Origin of the sequence: Pseudomonas sp. NEEL19, assembly GCF_028751975.1 — a bacterium.
GTDB classification, from domain to species: Bacteria; Pseudomonadota; Gammaproteobacteria; order Pseudomonadales; family Pseudomonadaceae; genus Aquipseudomonas; species Aquipseudomonas juntendi.
The window spans coordinates 2,860,530-2,876,044 of record NZ_CP081491.1 but is presented as its reverse complement, the minus strand read 5'-3'; the positions used below and the strand labels follow the sequence as shown (position 1 = coordinate 2,876,044).

Genomic DNA, 15,515 nt, shown 5'->3' with positions numbered 1-15,515 from the left:
GGGCGGGCTTACCCGCCCCCAGCGCAATTCCCTACAAAAATTCATTGAGCGCTGAATTATTTTGTGTCCCGTTGTATCAGATGCCATAGAGCATTGATCGACAGGGATACAGGCATGAAATCTCGCAGGAAAAGCGTCAAACCTATTGGCCTCAAGGACATCACGATCGTCGACGATGCCAAGATGAAGAAGGCGATCACCGCCGCTGCACTGGGTAACGCCATGGAGTGGTTCGACTTCGGTGTCTATGGCTTCGTCGCCTATGCATTGGGCAAGGTGTTCTTCCCCAACGCCGACCCCAGTGTGCAAATGATCGCGGCGTTGGCCACCTTTTCGGTGCCATTCCTCATTCGCCCCCTGGGCGGGCTGTTCTTCGGCGCCCTCGGCGACAAGTTCGGCCGGCAGAAAATCCTTGCCGCCACCATCGTCATCATGTCCCTCAGCACCTTTGCCATTGGCTTGATACCGTCCTATGCCAGTATCGGCATATGGGCGCCGATACTGCTGTTGCTGGCGAAAATGGCCCAGGGCTTCTCGGTGGGCGGCGAGTACACCGGCGCCTCGATCTTCGTGGCCGAGTATGCGCCTGACCGCAAGCGCGGCTTCCTTGGCAGCTGGCTGGACTTCGGCTCGATCGCCGGCTTCGTGCTGGGCGCCGGGGTAGTGGTGCTGATTTCCACGGTGCTTGGCGAAGAAAGGTTCCTTGAGTGGGGCTGGCGCCTGCCGTTCTTCCTGGCCTTGCCGCTGGGCATCATCGGCCTCTACCTGCGTAACGCTCTGGAGGAAACCCCCGCGTTCCAGCAGCACGTCGACAAGATGGAGCAGGGTGACCGCGAGGGCCTGGCGTCGGGGCCCAAAGTGTCGTTCAAGGAAGTGGCGACCAAGCACTGGCGTAGCCTGGTGACCTGCATTGGCGTGGTGATCGCCACCAACGTCACCTACTACATGCTGTTGACCTACATGCCCAGCTACCTCTCGCACAACCTGCACTACAGCGAGGACCATGGCGTACTGATCATCATCGCGATCATGGTCGGCATGCTGTTCGTGCAGCCCATCATCGGCCTGCTGAGCGACAAGTTCGGCCGTCGCCCATTTATCGTGGTCGGCAGTATCGGGCTGTTCGCCCTGGCCATTCCGGCGTTCATGCTGATCAACAGTGGTGTGCTGGGGTTGATCTTCTCGGGGCTGCTGATCATTGCGGTGCTGCTGAACTTCTTCATCGGTGTGATGGCTTCGACGTTGCCGGCGATGTTCCCCACTCACATCCGCTACAGCGCACTGGCCAGTGCCTTCAACATTTCTGTGCTGATCGCCGGCCTGACCCCGACCATCGCCGCCTGGCTGGTGGAAAGCAGCGGCAACCTGTACATGCCCGCCTACTACCTGATGGTGATCGCCGCGGTGGGCCTGGTGACCGGCCTGACCATGAAGGAAACCGCCAACAAACCGTTGCGCGGTGCCGCACCGGCGGCATCGGACATCGACGAGGCGCGCGAGCTGCTGCAGGAGCACCACGACAACATCGAGCAGAAGATCGAGGACATCGACGAGCAGATCGCCGAGCTCGAGGCCAAGCGCAAGTTGTTGGTCCAGCAGCACCCGCGCATCGATTGATCAGCGCGGCATGTAGCCACGCTGCCAGGCACGTGGAATGAACCCCGACACCAGGGCCAGCAGGCACGCCAGCACGCAACTGCCGGCCAGTGCCTGCAGGCCCAGGTGCTGTTGCAGCCAGGCGCCCAACGCGGCGCCCACCAGCATCCCTGCCCACGGCACCAGTTGCACCCGCCAGCCGTGGCGCCGCTCGCCCAGCAACCAGCGCCCAAGGCCGCGGCCGAAGCGTGACAGTGCACCGGTGACGTAGGTCAGGCCGATGGGCAGGCCGTTCACTTGCTCGACGACTGCGTTGATCATGCCCATGGCCAGGGTCGCGGCCAGCAATGCCGGGAAGGTGGCCGCCAGTGGCCACGCTGCGGCGCCGGCCAGCAACGCCGCCACGACCACCAGCACGGGCCAGGCCCGGCGACGGAAGCTGCGCGCCAGCACTACGCCCAACGTGTTACCCGCGACAAAGCCCAGCAAAGCGCCGCTCAGGCGCAGCACCAGGGCAAGGTCAGCCTGGCTGATCGCCACCGCCAGGCGCGTTGTATTACCGCTCATGAACGAGACGAAGTCGCCCAGGGCCAGCAGGCCAATGGCGTCGGTCATGCCTGCCAGGACCGACAGGCCGGCCACCAGGCCAAGGCCCACGCGGCCACGCAGCACTTGCAGGCGCAAGCGCCTGGCTGTGCGGGTAGTAAGGGGATGAGGTAGCACCGGCAGGCCTCAAGGCGACAGGTTTTCGCGGGCCAGGGTGCCTTTGATGGTGCGTTCGACCACATCCACCAGCACCATGGTCTGGTGATCGACCTCGATGTTCAGCAGATCGCCGGCAGCGTAGCTGGCGAACGTGGTCTGGCGCAGGGTTTCCGGGATCAGGTTGATGGTGACCAGGTTGTCTTCCACGTCGGCCACGGTCAGGCTGCAGCCGTTGACCCCGATGAAGCCCCGCGGGAACACGTACTTGCCCCATGGCGGCGGCATGCGGAAACGGATGAAGGCGCCGGTCTGCTCGATCGACAGTTCGACTATTTCTGCGGTTGTGGCAATGTGGCCAGCCATGAGGTGGCCGCCGACTTCGGCGTTCATCTTCGCCGAACGCTCGATGTTCACCCCTTGGCCGGCCTTGAAATTGCGCAGGTTCGTGCGTTCCAGGGTGGCGGTCATTGCATCGAACCTGACGTGGCTGCCGTCGATCTCGGTGACAGACAAGCACGTGCCCTCGACGCTGACGCTGGCGCCGATCTTCAACTCATCGAGCAGTTCCGGGGTGAGGTCGATGGTGAACTGGTTGTGGCCCGGGTAGCTGGTCACATCAAGCAGTGGGCGGACGGCCTGGACGATGCCGGTGTACATGGTGTTGCTCCTGGGCGCGAAAAGAAAACACCCGAACGCTATGCCTGTACGGCCTCAAAAGCAAGGCGCCAGCGCCCTGGTGCTGCCCAGGCATGCGGCCGGGCACACCCAGGGCGCTGGCCGGCTCACACATGCCCGGTGCTGTTGACGATCCGCAGGCACAGCGCTTCGTACGGGTCCAGGTTCACCAGCAAACGGCCATCCTCGGTCAGGTCGCCTTCTACCGTTTCGTTGATCATGTCCACCACCGGCCCTGGCGTGAAGCCTGTGAGCAGTAGCTCCTCGGCGATCACCTCCTGGCTGAAGTTCAACGCACTGATCTGGATGCCGCGCCCGGCCGGTAGCTCATGCACCATGACCAGCAACCCAGGGCTGCTGACCTCCGGCACCAGCACCTGGCGGCTGGTGGCAATGCCGTAGGCCTGGCGCACCGCGAGCAGTTTTTTCACCTTGCAGGCGAACGAGTCAGGGTTGTCCAGTTGGCTGTCGAGGCTGCCATACAGCGCCCGCGCCCGCGGCATGCCGCGCACAGACGTGTCCGCTTGCGGGTCGAGCCCGGCCAGGTCGTAGCCGCCGCGGTGAATCCAGCGGGTATCGCCGTCGAGCATGCGCTCGGCCACGGCTTCGCCAGGCAAGGGCAGGGCGCCGACCATGTCCCAGCCCGACAGCGCCACCACACCTGGCTGCATGGCGTTGTACATGACCAGCAGCAGGTGCAGTTTCTGGATCTGCTCGATGTCCCCCGGGCCTATCTGGTCGAGGTCGCGGATGCCCAATGCCGCAGTGATGAGGCTGGCGGTGGTGCAGGCGATGCCATTGGTGACGAAGCGCAGGTTATAGGGCGCATGCTCGCCCGACAGGCGTTCGTAGATTTCTTCGCGGATGTGCTCGCGCAGGATGTTGCCTGGTAATGTCTGGCCCTTGTACAGGTACATGTCATGGGCATGCAGGGTCCAGAAGTGCACCAGCTCCACGGTCAGTTCGTCGTGGTTCTGCAGGGCATGGATCAGTGAGGCCGGGTCGATGCCGAAGCCGTGCATTTCCTTGAGCATCAGGCGCAGGAACTCGGTGTCGCCGGTCAGCAAGGCATGTTGGTAGGCGGGCCGGGTGATGAAGTCGTAGGACAGGTCGGCACCGCCCTTGGACATTTGCGCAATGTCATCGAGGGTCAGGTTCAGCTCCTGGAAACTGAAACCGCCGGCCTTGCGGATCATGCCACCGATCAATTGGTTGCCGACCAGCGACAGCGGGTGGCTTTCCGACCAGGCGGTGCCACTGGCGCGGGTTTCCACCCCGAGAAAACCGTTGGCATCCAGGCGCAGGCCACGTGCACCCAGGCAATCCAGGGCATGCAGGGCGTCGCCGATGATCATCTGCTGGGCGGCAAAGGTGGGGTCCAGCCAGTTCAGCGACGGCTGGCCTTCCTTGAAGTAGTGCAGGTAGACCCAACGCCGGGTCTTGCCGTCGACACCGGTGACCGGTGGGGTGGCGCTCCAGTCGGTTTCCTTGACCCCCGGCTCGAAGAAAATCACCCGCTGCAACTGCCCGACGATGTAATGGCGTGCCTTGAGCTCGTCGCACTGTGCGGGCAGCAGGTTGGCCGAGTCACGTCCGGGTGGCACCTCGGGCAGCAAGTGCCAGTCTTCCTCGCGTATCTCCACCATGTGGTACAGGCCCGGGTAGGCGCCGTAGGCCATTTCCGCCAGGCGGAAGTCGGCGCCCTTGCCGGTGTGCGAAGGGATCAGGTCGTCGATGGTCACCGCATTGTGCGCGGCGGCCATGCGGCTCATCTGGATCAGCTCCGGCTCGCTGCCATAGAGCGGGTCGATATCGAAGCTGATGCGGTCGAAGTTGCCGTCCACGCTGGGTGTGAGCTCGCGGTCGCGAATACCGCCAGACAGCTTGATCGGCCCGGTGTGCAGGCCTTGAATGCCGATTTCCGACAGGCGCTTCCACAAGGCTTCATGGGCCAGGGCACCTAGCACCGAGCAGCCCTCTGGGGCGATGATGGCATCGGGGTAAACGGTCAGCCAGACCGAGGCGATTTCAGTGGCCCGGCGGGGCTGAGCCTCGGCGTAGGGTTGTTGCCACAGGCGCGACTGGCCTGAATAAAGGCTGGCGCGCTCCTGGGAAGCCTTGAGCATGGCGCGCGCTTCGAGCCATTTCACGTATGCAGGGTCGGGCTGGGTCATTTCGCGTCCTCTTTGCGTGTCGGCACCGGCTCAGGTTATGACGGCAGAGCGGTCGGATCGTTCGGCCGGGAGCCAGGCCCTGCGCGAAATGCCTGGCACAGCGTGTTCAGCGCCGTGCAGCCCACTGCTGCGGTGCCAGGAAGGCACCGTGGAAGTAATTGCGCAAAGCCTGCATCGCCGGGCTGAACGCCCGCTCGCGGTGCCAGGCCAGCCCCACGCTCATGGGCGCTACCGGGTCGCTGATGGTCACTGTTTCGATGCGCTTGCCCTCCAGCGACCATGGCCGGTGCACCAGGTCTGACAGAATCGCTACGCCACTGCCATTGGCGACCATGCTGCGCACCGCCTCCACCGAACTGGTGCGCACGCGCACGCTGGGCCGTTGCCCGGCCTGCTGCCAATAGCGCATGGCGCTTTGCTCGGCTTCGTCCACGGTCAACAAAATGAACGGCTCTGTGGCGACATCGGCCAGGCTCACGGCCGAGCGTTCGCACAGGGGGTGGTGCGCGGGCAGCCATAGGCGGCGCTCGGAGTTGAACAGCGTTTCTGAAACGATAGCCGGGTGGGTCAGGTTGGCGGTCAGCACCACCGCCATGTCGAAACGCCCCTCCAGCAGCCCTTGCTCGATGGCACTGCGCTCTTGTTCGTAAAGTTCCAGGGTCACGTCGGGGTGCCAGTGTTCCAGGCGCTGCAAGTGGTGCGGCAGGAAGTAGCCGATCACCGTGTAGCTGGCTGCCAGGCGCAACAGGCCGCTGGCACGTATGTCCGGCAAAGGGCTGTTCAGCGCATCGTCGACGCTGCGCAGGATGACGTAGGCGCGGTTGAGGAAGTGCCGGCCGGCTTCGGTCAGGTTCATGCCCTGGGCGGAGCGCTGGAACAGCAGCACGCCGAGCATGGCCTCCAGCTCTTTGATTGCCGTGGTGACCGCCGACTGGGAAATATTGAGGTGGATGGCGGCCTGGGAGATCTGGCCGATTTCGGCAGTGGCGACAAAGTAGCGCACCTGGCGCAAGGTAAGTGACACGGCAGGCTCCCGGGGTATCTGTTTTTCCGAAGACACCCATTCTGTTTATAGATCTTCCCAAGGGGTAGGGGAGAATCTAACGTGGCTTGCATGCAGCCACAAGCGCCAGGGAGATACGGTCATGCAAGCAGTGGATTTCAACTCGGACATGGGCGAGGGCTTTGGCCCGTGGACCATTGGCGACGGCGTGGATAACGAGCTGATGGGCTATATCAGCAGCGCCAATATCGCCACCGGTTTTCATGCCGGCGACCCCGGCACCATGCGCCGTACGGTGGAGCGGGCCAAGGCCCTGGGGGTTGCGGTGGGGGCACACCCGGGGTTCCGCGATCTGGTCGGTTTCGGTCGCCGGCACATCAACGCATCGGCGCAGGAACTGGTCGACGACATGCTTTACCAGCTCGGGGCGCTGCGTGAAATCGCCCGGGCCCAGGGCGTGAGCCTGCAGCACATCAAACCCCACGGGGCGCTTTACATGCACCTGGCCCGTGACGAGCAAGCTGCACGCTTGCTGGTGGAAAACCTGCGGCTGATCGAACCGCAGTTATTGCTGTTCTGCATGCCCGGCTCGGTGATCTGCCGCATTGCCCAGGAGCTTGGCCAGCCGGTGGTGCGCGAGTTCTATGCCGACCGCGAGTACGACCTGAGCGGCTCGATCGTGTTCACCCGTAACGTGAGGGGCTACCAGCCTTTGGCGGTCGCCGAGCGCGTACTGCGGGCTTGTCGGCAAGGTGTGGTGCGCACCGTCGAGGGCCAGGACCTGGCCATCGAGTTCGATTCCATTTGCCTGCACAGTGACACGCCGGGCGCCCTCGACCTGGTCGAGGCCACGCGCAAGGCGCTGGACCAGGCTGGCATCGTGGTGCGTTCACCACGCTGACGCTGGCATCCGGCAGTTACAGGCCGGAGCCTGATCATGTTGTTTTCGCCTGCCTTTCTATAAAGATTTCAAGAAAAGGAACAGTCATGGCCGAATCGCTTGCTACAACGCCTATCCGCTACAGCTTCGGCGCCGACGAGCACCTGTTTGCCGAGGTCAGCGAGAGCATGTCGCTGGAAGCCTTCTTCAAAGGTATGGCCGTCACCCGTGCGGTAGAGCGCCTGGCGCTGGACGGCGTGCTGGATGTGTGCCTGGCCAATGCGTCGTTCCAGGTGCGTTTCGACCCCGACCGCATCGCCCCCGATGCCCTGCTGGCAGCGGTGCGCGGTGCCGAAGCGCAGGCGGTGGCCGAGCGTTCGATGCATACCCGCATCATCGAGATTCCGGTGTTGTACAACGACCCCTGGACCCACGAAACCTTGATGCGCTTCCGTGACCGCCACCAGGACCCGGCCAGCACCGACCTGGAGTACGCGGCCCGCATCAATGGCCTGGCCGATGTCGACGCGTTCATTGCGGCGCACAGCGGTGCACCGTGGTTCGTTTCCATGGTCGGCTTCGTCGCTGGCCTGCCGTTCATGTTCCAGATGGTCGAGCGCCAGCGGCAATTGCAAGTGCCCAAGTACCTGCGGCCGCGTACCGACACGCCCCGCCTGACCCTGGGCCATGGCGGTTGTTTCGGTTGCATCTATTCGGTGCGCGGCGCCGGCGGTTACCAGATGTTCGGCGTCACCCCGGCACCGATCTACGACCCGCAACAGACCTTGAGCTACCTGAAGGAGCACATGGTGTTCTTCCGCCCAGGTGACATCGTGCAATTCAAACCCATCGACCGCCGCGCGTATGACCAGGCAGTGGCTGAGGTGGAGGAGGGCCGTTTCGACCTGCGCATTCGCCCGGTGGTGTTTTCCCTGGACGCATTCCTTGCCGACCCGGTCGGCTACCCGAAATCGCTGCAGGAGGTGCTGGCATGATCAAGGTACTCAAACCGGGCCTGGCGACCTCCGTGCAGGACCTGGGCCGCGAAGGCTATTACCACCTGGGCATTCCGCCATCTGGCGCGCTCGACCAGTATGCCCTGAGCGCAGCCAATTACCTGGTGGGCAACCCGCCGGGCGCTGCCGGCCTGGAATGTGCGCTGGTCGGCCCTGAACTTGAGTTCCAGGCAGATGCGCTGGTGGCAGTGTGCGGTGCGCAGATGCCCGCCTTGCTCGATGGCCGCGAGCAGCGGCCCGACACGGCATTTGCCGTGCGCGCCGGGCAGGTGCTGCGTTTCAGCTTCCCGACGGCGGGGGCGCGGGCCTACCTGGCAGTGGCGGGGGGTATTGATGTGACCGAGGTGCTGGGTAGCCGATCGACCTACGCGCTTGGGGCCTTGGGTGGCTTCCAGGGGCGCAAGTTGTTGGCCGGTGACCTGTTGCCGGTCGGCACACCCACCGGCACCGGCCGCGCCGGCGCAAGCCTGCCGATGGCACTGCGCCAGGCCCTGGGCGGCGAAGTGGTGCTGCGGGTGGTGCCGGGGTTGTATTTTCACCGGCTGACCGAAGCTGCTGCGCAAAGCTTCTTCACCGAAGCCTGGACGGTAGGCTCCGAGGCGGATCGCATCGGTTACCGCTACAAAGGCGGCAGTGCCTTGAGTTTCCAGCCACGGGAGCAACCGTTTGGTGCTGGTTCGGACCCTTCCAACATCGTCGACAGCTGCTACCCCATCGGCTCGATCCAGGTACCGGCCGGGCTGGAGCCGATCATCCTGCACCGGGATGCCGTATCGGGCGGTGGCTACGCCATGATTGGCACGGTGATCAGCGCCGACCTCGACCTGATCGGGCAGATGCAGCCGAATCAGCAGGCACGCTTTCTGAAAGTCAGCCTGGAGCAGGCACTGGAGGCACGCCGCTCTTACAAGAAGAAGCTGGCGTGCCTGGCCCGGTTGTTCAGCTGAACGGAGGACAACTTGCCGATGCGGGGGGACAAGGGCCGCCAACCCCGCCCGGCCATTTACGCGGGTTGCTGGGCCAAACCGTTACTGACGTTGCGCCCCAGCACCAGCACGGTGACGAAGCCACAGCCCACCAGGGCCGTGGCCAGGCTCAAGAGCACTGCGGTGCCCATGTGGTCCACCACTTGGCCGCCAAAGAACGAGCCTACGGCAATGATCACCTGGAACAAGGCCACGAACAGCGGCATGCCCCGCTCGACATCCTTGGGCGCGACCACGAACATCCAGATATTGGCGCAGGCCGGGAACGCGCCGAAGGCGAACCCCCACAGCGCAATCAGCATCGCCGCGCCGGTCAGGCCGGTGGCGAAGTACGGAAACAGCGCTGTGCTGGCGGCGATCAGCAGTGCCACCAGCATCAGCGAATGGCGCACACTGCGGTTGGCTGCGAAGCCGGCGAAGATATTGCCCATGAACCCGGCCACGCCATACAGCAGCAACAATGAGCCGATGGTCGGGCCGTCGAAGCCGGCGTTCTGTTTGAAGAACGGCGCTACATAGGTGTAGGCGGCAAAATGCGCCAGGCCAATCAACAGCACGGCGATCAGGCCCACACGCGCTTGCGGGTTGATGAACAGCGCCGGCAGGTCGCGCACACCAATGGCTTTTTCGGGCAAAAGCCGCGGCAGCAGCAACACCTGCGCCAGGAGCACGGGCACGCCCACCAGTGCAGTCACCAGGAAGGTCATTCGCCAGCCCAGCAGGCCGCTTAGCCAGGTGCCTACCGGCACGCCCACCACCGTCGCCAGGGTCACCCCGGCCATGATGATCGAGTTGGCCTTGGCCACGCCAACGCCCTCAGGGGCCAGGCGCCCGCTGAGGGCGATGGCAGTGGCCCAGAATCCGCCGATGCTGACACCCAGCAGTACCCGGCCGACCAGTAGCAGGCTGAAGTCGCCCGCATAGGCGACGATGCTGTTGGCGATGATCATGATCAGCGTCAGGCCGATCAGCAGGTAGCGCCGGTCCAGCGCGCCAACGCCCACGGAAATGGCCGGGGCGGCCAGCGCGGCCATGATGCCGGGCAAGGTGACCATCAGGCCGGCGAAGCCTGCACTGATACCCAAGTCGCTGGCGACATCGTTGAGAACGCCCACCGGCAGAAATTCGCTGGTGACCAGGGCGAAGGCGCCAATGGCGACCGAGAGGATCGCCAGCCACTGCTGGGTCACGCTCTGTTGATTATGTTCAGGACGGCCCCGTGGGGCCTGGCTGGCACTTGGCATGGTGGTGACTTCCAAGGAGGGATGACGCCTGTAGCAGGCGCGGGAGGGGGGATCGGCCGGGGATTATAGGGGTGGGTGTGGGCGGCCGACAGGCGAACGGCGTGATAGTGAACATCAGTGCCATCGATGAAACGCCGGGCGCAGAGCGGTTGCTGGCGAATGACGCCTCGGCGTGCAGACCGCTGACCCAAAATATTGCATGAGTCTTCTTGATGCTTTCACCTAGCAGTACTAATACTAAATCACGGCCGCAGAGGGATGATCATGCAAACACGCTTCGTTGTGGTTCCCGCAGTGCCGCTGAAAAAAGAGGTTCAGCCTCGGCGGCTTGGCTTTCCCGCTGCATTGGGCGAGGGTTACGACCTCTACGATACGCAAGACAAGGTGCGTTTGAGCCTGAACTTTGCCACCCGAGCCCAGGCGGAATTCGAGTGTGACTGTCGCAACCGCTGCCCGGATGCCGACGCTGCGGAGATCGCCGGCATGGTCTAGTCACGTAGGGTGGGCCCTCACCAAGGGGTGGGGGTAGCGATCAACCGTGCTTGCGCAGGGCGGCGACCAGTTCGGCCTTGGTCATGCTGGAGCGGCCTTTTATGGCTTTGCTGCGGGCTTCCTTCAGGAGGCTTTCCTTTGTCTGGCTTTCCAGTGAGCTGCTGGATGCGCGCGCGTGTCCGTGGCGGGTGTGTGCTGCCCGCCTGGCCGAATCGGCGCGGGCGGTTTTCTTCTCGCTGGCAGAGGTGCTGTTCCCTGAACCGCCTTGCTTTTCACCGCCGCCGGATTGCTTGTTGACCGTGGCCCAGGCGCGCGCTTCGGCTTCCTCTTTGGCCAGGCCTTTATCCTCGTAGGCGTGCTCGATGTGCTCGGCCTTGCGCTTCTGTTTTTCGGTGTACTTGCCTTTGTCGCCGCGTGGCATGGTGTTCACTCCTGCAGTTGTACCTGAACGGTTGAAACGCTCCCCGCCAGAGAGTGCCGGTCACTGGACGAGCGGCACCGCGCCGCGCATCGACGACAACCGCGCGCGACACTGTCGCCAACCCCATTCGCGCCGGTCTGGCGCGCAGGCGGGTGGCTATCCACATTGGGGGCATGTGTGGCAGGGATAGCGCAGGTGAGGGCTTCGCCCTCATTTCGCGACACGAGGCCGCTCCTACAACAGATTGCCCGAGCGGGGACAACATGCACCCAAGACAGCAGCCCCTGTGGGAGCCCGGCTTGCCGGCGATGGGCCGCAAAGCGGCCCCAACCGGTTGACGAAGCGGGATCAACGAACGGCCTGCCTTTCAATGGTCACAAAGCTGTAACACAGCTGATGCAAAGTGTGCCGGCCATCACAAGGAGCGCTTTTCGATGATTCGCCTGATGAAGTCTGCTGCACTCGCCGTTGCCGTTTCGCTTTGCGCCACTTCCGCTGCATTTGCTGCTGAAAACGTACGCCTTACCGGTTCCGGCGCCAGCTTCCCGGCACCGATCTACCTGACCTGGTTCAAGGATTTCAGCAAGAACACAGCGGGCGTTACCGTTGATTACCAGTCCAAGGGGAGTGGCGCGGGCGTTCAGGACTTCCTGAACAAGACCGTCGACTTCGCCGCCAGCGACTCGGCCATGAGCGAAGCCGACATCGCCAAGGTTGCCGAGGGCGTCCAGTTGCTGCCAATGACCGCCGGCGAAATCGTCCTGGCTTACAACCTGCCCGGCAACCCCAAGGGCCTGAAGTTGCCGCGCGATGTTTACTCGAACATCTTCCTCGGCAAGATCACCCAGTGGAACGACCCGAAAATCGCCGCGGCCAACCCGCAAATGAAGCTGCCTGACCTGCCCATCACCGTGGTGGTACGTGCCGACTCCAGTGGCACCAACGCCGTGTTCACCAAGCACCTGTCGGCCATCAACGCCGACTTCAAGAGCACGTTGGGTGAGGGCAACACCGTCAACTGGCCAGCGACCGACAAGTTCATCAAATCGCCGAAGAACGACGGGGTGACCGCTACCGTTCGCCAGACCCCAGGTGCCATTGGCTACATCGAGTACGGCTTCGCCAAGCTGGCCAAGGTGGACTTCGCTGCCCTGGAAAACAAGGCTGGCCAGTACGTGGTGCCAAATGCCGAAAGCGGTGCCCAGGCCCTGGCAGCGGTGAAACTGCCGGAAAACCTGGTCGCCAACCTGCCCGACCCGGAAGGCGCCAAGTCCTACCCGATCACCTCCTACACCTGGATGATCTTCCGCAAGGACAACGGCAATCCGGCAAAGGCCAAGGCCATGCGTGAGATGGTCGAGTACGGCCTGACCCAGGGCCAGAAGATTGCCGACTCGATGGGCTACATCCCGCTGCCGCCATCGGTTGTCGACCAGGTCCGCAAAGCGTCTGCAAACATCCAGTAACACCCAGGCGCTCCCGGCAGCGGCATGAAGCCATGCCGGGGGTGTTTGTCCCTTGTCCCGGAATACGCCATGAACACACCTTTTGCCATACCGGATAATCCCGATTCCGCGTGCCAGCCGCCGTCTACGAAAGACTTTCTGGTCGACCGCACCTTCCGTGCGCTTGCCCGTGTCGGGGTGGTGCTGGTACTGGCGCTGGTTTTCGCGCTGGTCTACGAAGTGGGCCGCAAGGCACTGCCAGGCATTGAAAAGCACGGTTTCGACGTGCTCCTGGGCAGTGTCTGGGATGTGAACCAAGGCAAGTACGGTATTCTGCCGGCGATCTGGGGTACGCTCTACAGCGCCTTCATCGCCCTGTTGATTGCCGGTTTCTTCGGCGTCAGCATGGCCATTTTCCTCACCCAGGATTTCCTTCCGGCCAGGCTTGCCGCGGTGTTCCGCACCATCGTCGAGCTGCTCGCCGCCATCCCCAGCGTGGTCTATGGCCTGTGGGGCATCTATGTGGTCATCCCGGCCATTCGCCCCCTGACCACCTGGTTGAACAGCGAGCTGGGCTGGATTCCGTTTTTTGGCACCTCCCTCAGCGGGCCCGGCCTGCTGCCGGCCGCACTGGTCCTGGCGATCATGATCCTGCCGACCATCGCTGCCGTTTCGCAAGACGCGCTGACCAGCGTGCCGATGAAAACCAAGCAGGCCGCCTACGGCATGGGCACCACGCACTGGGAGGCCATTCTGAAAGTGATGGTGCCTTCTGCGGCCACCGGTATCTTTGGCTCGCTGGTGCTGGGCCTTGGCCGGGCACTGGGCGAAACCATGGCGCTGGCCATGCTGGTGGGCAATGCCAACACCATTTCCGTGTCCTTGTTCGCCCCGGCCAATACCCTGGCAGCGCTGCTGGCGCTGAACTTCCCGGAAGCCGGCCCGAACGAGATCGAAGTGCTGATGTATGCGGCACTGGTACTGATGTTCATCACCCTGCTGGTGAACGTGCTTGGCTCGATGATCATGCTCTACGCCCAGCGGGGGAATAAACAATGACCAACCTGACGACCCCTGCCGCCGCGCTGCCCAGCCTGCAGCGCCGGCTCGAAGGCCGCGCCTTGCGCAGCCTGGTGTTGACCATCCTGGCCTGGTTGGCCGCGTTGCTGGCCAGTGTGCCGCTGATTTCCGTGCTGTACATGCTGATCACCCGCGGCGGTGCCCGCCTGAACCTGGAAGTGTTCACCGAACTGCCGCCGACGGGGTTCGAGATGGGCGGCGGCTTCGGCAACGCCATGGCCGGTACCTTCGTTATGGTCGGCATCGCTGCCGCCATCGCGGTGCCGGTGGGTATCCTGGCCGCGGTGTTCCTTGCCGAGCTGGGCCCAGACAGCAAGCTGGCCAACGCTGCAAGGTTTGCCGCCAAGATGCTCACCGGCCTGCCATCGATCCTGGCCGGTGTGTTTGCCTACGCCCTGGTGGTGATGACTACCGGCACCTATTCGGCACCGGCAGGCGGGGTGGCACTGGCGGTGCTGATGCTGCCCATCGTGGTACTGACCGCCGAAGAGGCGATGAAGATGGTCCCCAAGATCATGAAGGACGCTGCCTACGGCATGGGCTGCACCCGTGCCCAGGTCATCTGCAAGATCGTGCTGCCCACCGGCTTGCCGGCCATTCTCACCGGCGTGATGCTGGCCGTGGCCCGTGCCGCAGGTGAAACCGCGCCCTTGCTGTTCACCGCGCTGTTCAGCAACTACTGGATCTACCACAACGGCGACCTGGCGGTGATGAACCCCACTGCCTCGCTGGCAGTGCTGATCTACAACTTCTCCGGCATGCCGTTCGACAACCAGCTGGAGCTCGCCTGGGCGGCCTCGCTGGTGCTGGTCATGATCGTGCTGGTCATCAACATCCTTAGCCGTGTATTCGGCAAGCCCAAGTATTGAGAACAGGGAGCATCCATCTTGAACGTATCCACCGCACAACGTGCCGCTCCCGTGGCCAGCGAAGCCACCCCCATCGTCATGGACTGCAAGCTGGACAAGATTTTCTACGGCAACTTCATGGCCGTGCGCGACAGCCATGTGCCGATCCGCAAGAACGAGATTACCGGCTTTATCGGCCCGTCCGGCTGCGGCAAGAGCACCGTGCTGCGTAGCCTGAACCGCATGAACGACCTGGTGAAAGGCTTCCGCTTCGAGGGCCACGTGCACTTCCTGGGCCAGGATGTGTATGGCAAGGGCGTAGACCCGGTAGTGGTGCGCCGCTATATCGGCATGGTGTTCCAGCAGCCCAACCCGTTTTCCATGAGCATTTTCGACAACGTTGCCTTTGGCCTGCGCCTGAACCGCTACAAAGGGGACCTGGGCGACCGCGTGAAACACGCCCTGCAAGGCGCTGCGCTGTGGGACGAAGTGAAGGACAAGCTCAAGGTCAGCGGCCTGTCGTTGTCCGGCGGCCAGCAGCAGCGCCTGTGTATCGCCCGGGCCATCGCCACCGAGCCGGAAGTGCTGCTGCTGGACGAGCCGTGCTCGGCACTCGACCCCATTGCCACCCGCCGCGTGGAAGAGCTGATGGTCGAGCTGAAAAAGGACTACACCATCGCCCTGGTGACCCACAACATGCAGCAGGCGATTCGCGTTGCCGACACCACGGCGTTCTTCTCGGTGGACATTTCCCAGGGTACCCGTACCGGCTACCTGGTCGAGATGGGGCCGACCGCGCAGATCTTCCAGAACCCGCGTGAACAACTGACCAGTGACTATATCAGCGGCAAGTTCAGCTGACCCATCGCTGTACAAGGGGGCGGTGCTGCAACCAGGAAGGTGGCAGCACCGCCCGCACAACCTTTGGTTAAAGTGTTACCCAGGATTTC

15 protein-coding genes are annotated in these 15,515 nt (G+C 63.4%); 9 read left to right on the top strand and 6 right to left on the bottom strand.

What is annotated here, in order from left to right; all coding sequences use genetic code 11:
* The first annotated feature begins 114 nt into the window (after nt 1-114).
* The gene (gene proP, locus K4A76_RS12745) at nt 115-1,617 is read left to right on the top strand and encodes a glycine betaine/L-proline transporter ProP (protein WP_009682151.1); all 1,503 of its coding nucleotides are present in this window, start codon (nt 115-117) and stop codon (nt 1,615-1,617) included.
* On the opposite strand, the gene K4A76_RS12740 is transcribed toward proP, so the two are convergent.
* From K4A76_RS12740 to K4A76_RS12725, 4 genes are all read right to left on the bottom strand, one after another.
* Complete coding sequence (locus tag K4A76_RS12740; protein ID WP_274410388.1) at nt 1,618-2,319, bottom strand: YoaK family protein; 702 nt, start codon at nt 2,317-2,319, stop codon at nt 1,618-1,620.
* Between the two features lie 9 nt (nt 2,320-2,328).
* A complete protein-coding gene (locus K4A76_RS12735; protein ID WP_274410387.1) occupies nt 2,329-2,958 on the bottom strand; it encodes a riboflavin synthase subunit alpha in 630 nt (209 codons plus the stop codon).
* A 125-nt stretch (nt 2,959-3,083) separates the two neighbouring features.
* On the bottom strand, nt 3,084-5,150 hold the full coding sequence (gene treS, locus K4A76_RS12730; protein ID WP_274410386.1) for a maltose alpha-D-glucosyltransferase: 2,067 nt from the start codon (nt 5,148-5,150) through the stop codon (nt 3,084-3,086).
* 106 nt (nt 5,151-5,256) lie between these two features.
* Complete coding sequence (locus K4A76_RS12725) at nt 5,257-6,174, bottom strand: LysR family transcriptional regulator (RefSeq protein WP_009682147.1); 918 nt, start codon at nt 6,172-6,174, stop codon at nt 5,257-5,259.
* 121 nt (nt 6,175-6,295) lie between these two features.
* Between K4A76_RS12725 and K4A76_RS12720 the strand changes: the two genes are divergently transcribed.
* The 3 genes from K4A76_RS12720 (at nt 6,296) to K4A76_RS12710 (ending at nt 8,996) form a co-directional block, all read left to right on the top strand.
* The gene (locus tag K4A76_RS12720) at nt 6,296-7,054 is read left to right on the top strand and encodes a 5-oxoprolinase subunit PxpA (protein ID WP_274410385.1); all 759 of its coding nucleotides are present in this window, start codon (nt 6,296-6,298) and stop codon (nt 7,052-7,054) included.
* Nucleotides 7,055-7,140: 86 nt separating this feature from the next.
* A complete protein-coding gene (locus K4A76_RS12715; protein WP_274410384.1) occupies nt 7,141-8,028 on the top strand; it encodes a 5-oxoprolinase subunit B family protein in 888 nt (295 codons plus the stop codon).
* On the top strand, nt 8,025-8,996 hold the full coding sequence (locus K4A76_RS12710) for a biotin-dependent carboxyltransferase family protein (protein WP_274410383.1): 972 nt from the start codon (nt 8,025-8,027) through the stop codon (nt 8,994-8,996). Before K4A76_RS12715 ends, K4A76_RS12710 begins: the two co-directional genes overlap by 4 nt.
* A 56-nt stretch (nt 8,997-9,052) precedes the next feature.
* On the opposite strand, the gene K4A76_RS12705 is transcribed toward K4A76_RS12710, so the two are convergent.
* A complete protein-coding gene (locus tag K4A76_RS12705) occupies nt 9,053-10,279 on the bottom strand; it encodes an MFS transporter (RefSeq protein ID WP_054913062.1) in 1,227 nt (408 codons plus the stop codon).
* 258 nt (nt 10,280-10,537) lie between these two features.
* Between K4A76_RS12705 and K4A76_RS12700 the strand changes: the two genes are divergently transcribed.
* Nucleotides 10,538-10,771 (top strand): hypothetical protein, encoded by a 234-nt coding sequence (locus K4A76_RS12700; RefSeq protein ID WP_009682142.1) that lies wholly within the window; start codon nt 10,538-10,540, stop codon nt 10,769-10,771.
* Between the two features lie 40 nt (nt 10,772-10,811).
* Here the strand turns inward: K4A76_RS12700 and K4A76_RS12695 are convergent, their stop codons facing one another.
* Nucleotides 10,812-11,192, bottom strand: a complete 381-nt coding sequence (locus K4A76_RS12695) for a termination factor Rho (RefSeq protein WP_182389280.1) — start codon at nt 11,190-11,192, stop codon at nt 10,812-10,814.
* Between the two features lie 434 nt (nt 11,193-11,626).
* Between K4A76_RS12695 and pstS the strand changes: the two genes are divergently transcribed.
* From pstS to pstB, 4 genes are all read left to right on the top strand, one after another.
* Nucleotides 11,627-12,658 (top strand): phosphate ABC transporter substrate-binding protein PstS, encoded by a 1,032-nt coding sequence (pstS, locus tag K4A76_RS12690; RefSeq protein ID WP_054904403.1) that lies wholly within the window; start codon nt 11,627-11,629, stop codon nt 12,656-12,658.
* Nucleotides 12,659-12,727: 69 nt separating this feature from the next.
* On the top strand, nt 12,728-13,696 hold the full coding sequence (gene pstC, locus K4A76_RS12685) for a phosphate ABC transporter permease subunit PstC (protein ID WP_161893253.1): 969 nt from the start codon (nt 12,728-12,730) through the stop codon (nt 13,694-13,696).
* Nucleotides 13,693-14,586 (top strand): phosphate ABC transporter permease PstA, encoded by an 894-nt coding sequence (gene pstA / locus K4A76_RS12680; RefSeq protein WP_009681761.1) that lies wholly within the window; start codon nt 13,693-13,695, stop codon nt 14,584-14,586. The genes pstC and pstA overlap by 4 nt, the downstream gene beginning before the upstream one ends.
* 78 nt (nt 14,587-14,664) lie before the next feature.
* Nucleotides 14,665-15,426, top strand: a complete 762-nt coding sequence (pstB, locus tag K4A76_RS12675; protein ID WP_017148287.1) for a phosphate ABC transporter ATP-binding protein PstB — start codon at nt 14,665-14,667, stop codon at nt 15,424-15,426.
* Nucleotides 15,427-15,515: the final 89 nt, after the last annotated feature.

Bases quoted from the DNA above. Each gene is read 5' to 3' on its own strand.
- K4A76_RS12720 (WP_274410385.1), top strand. From the start codon at position 6,296: ATGCAAGCAGTGGATTTCAACTCGGACATGGGCGAGGGCTTTGGCCCG.
- K4A76_RS12695 (WP_182389280.1), bottom strand. From the start codon at position 11,192: ATGCCACGCGGCGACAAAGGCAAGTACACCGAAAAACAGAAGCGCAAG.
- proP (WP_009682151.1), top strand. From the start codon at position 115: ATGAAATCTCGCAGGAAAAGCGTCAAACCTATTGGCCTCAAGGACATC.
- K4A76_RS12715 (WP_274410384.1), top strand. From the start codon at position 7,141: ATGGCCGAATCGCTTGCTACAACGCCTATCCGCTACAGCTTCGGCGCC.
- pstC (WP_161893253.1), top strand. From the start codon at position 12,728: ATGAACACACCTTTTGCCATACCGGATAATCCCGATTCCGCGTGCCAG.
- K4A76_RS12700 (WP_009682142.1), top strand. From the start codon at position 10,538: ATGATCATGCAAACACGCTTCGTTGTGGTTCCCGCAGTGCCGCTGAAA.
- K4A76_RS12735 (WP_274410387.1), bottom strand. From the start codon at position 2,958: ATGTACACCGGCATCGTCCAGGCCGTCCGCCCACTGCTTGATGTGACC.
- pstB (WP_017148287.1), top strand. From the start codon at position 14,665: ATGGACTGCAAGCTGGACAAGATTTTCTACGGCAACTTCATGGCCGTG.
- pstA (WP_009681761.1), top strand. From the start codon at position 13,693: ATGACCAACCTGACGACCCCTGCCGCCGCGCTGCCCAGCCTGCAGCGC.
- K4A76_RS12705 (WP_054913062.1), bottom strand. From the start codon at position 10,279: ATGCCAAGTGCCAGCCAGGCCCCACGGGGCCGTCCTGAACATAATCAA.
- treS (WP_274410386.1), bottom strand. From the start codon at position 5,150: ATGACCCAGCCCGACCCTGCATACGTGAAATGGCTCGAAGCGCGCGCC.
- K4A76_RS12710 (WP_274410383.1), top strand. From the start codon at position 8,025: ATGATCAAGGTACTCAAACCGGGCCTGGCGACCTCCGTGCAGGACCTG.
- pstS (WP_054904403.1), top strand. From the start codon at position 11,627: ATGATTCGCCTGATGAAGTCTGCTGCACTCGCCGTTGCCGTTTCGCTT.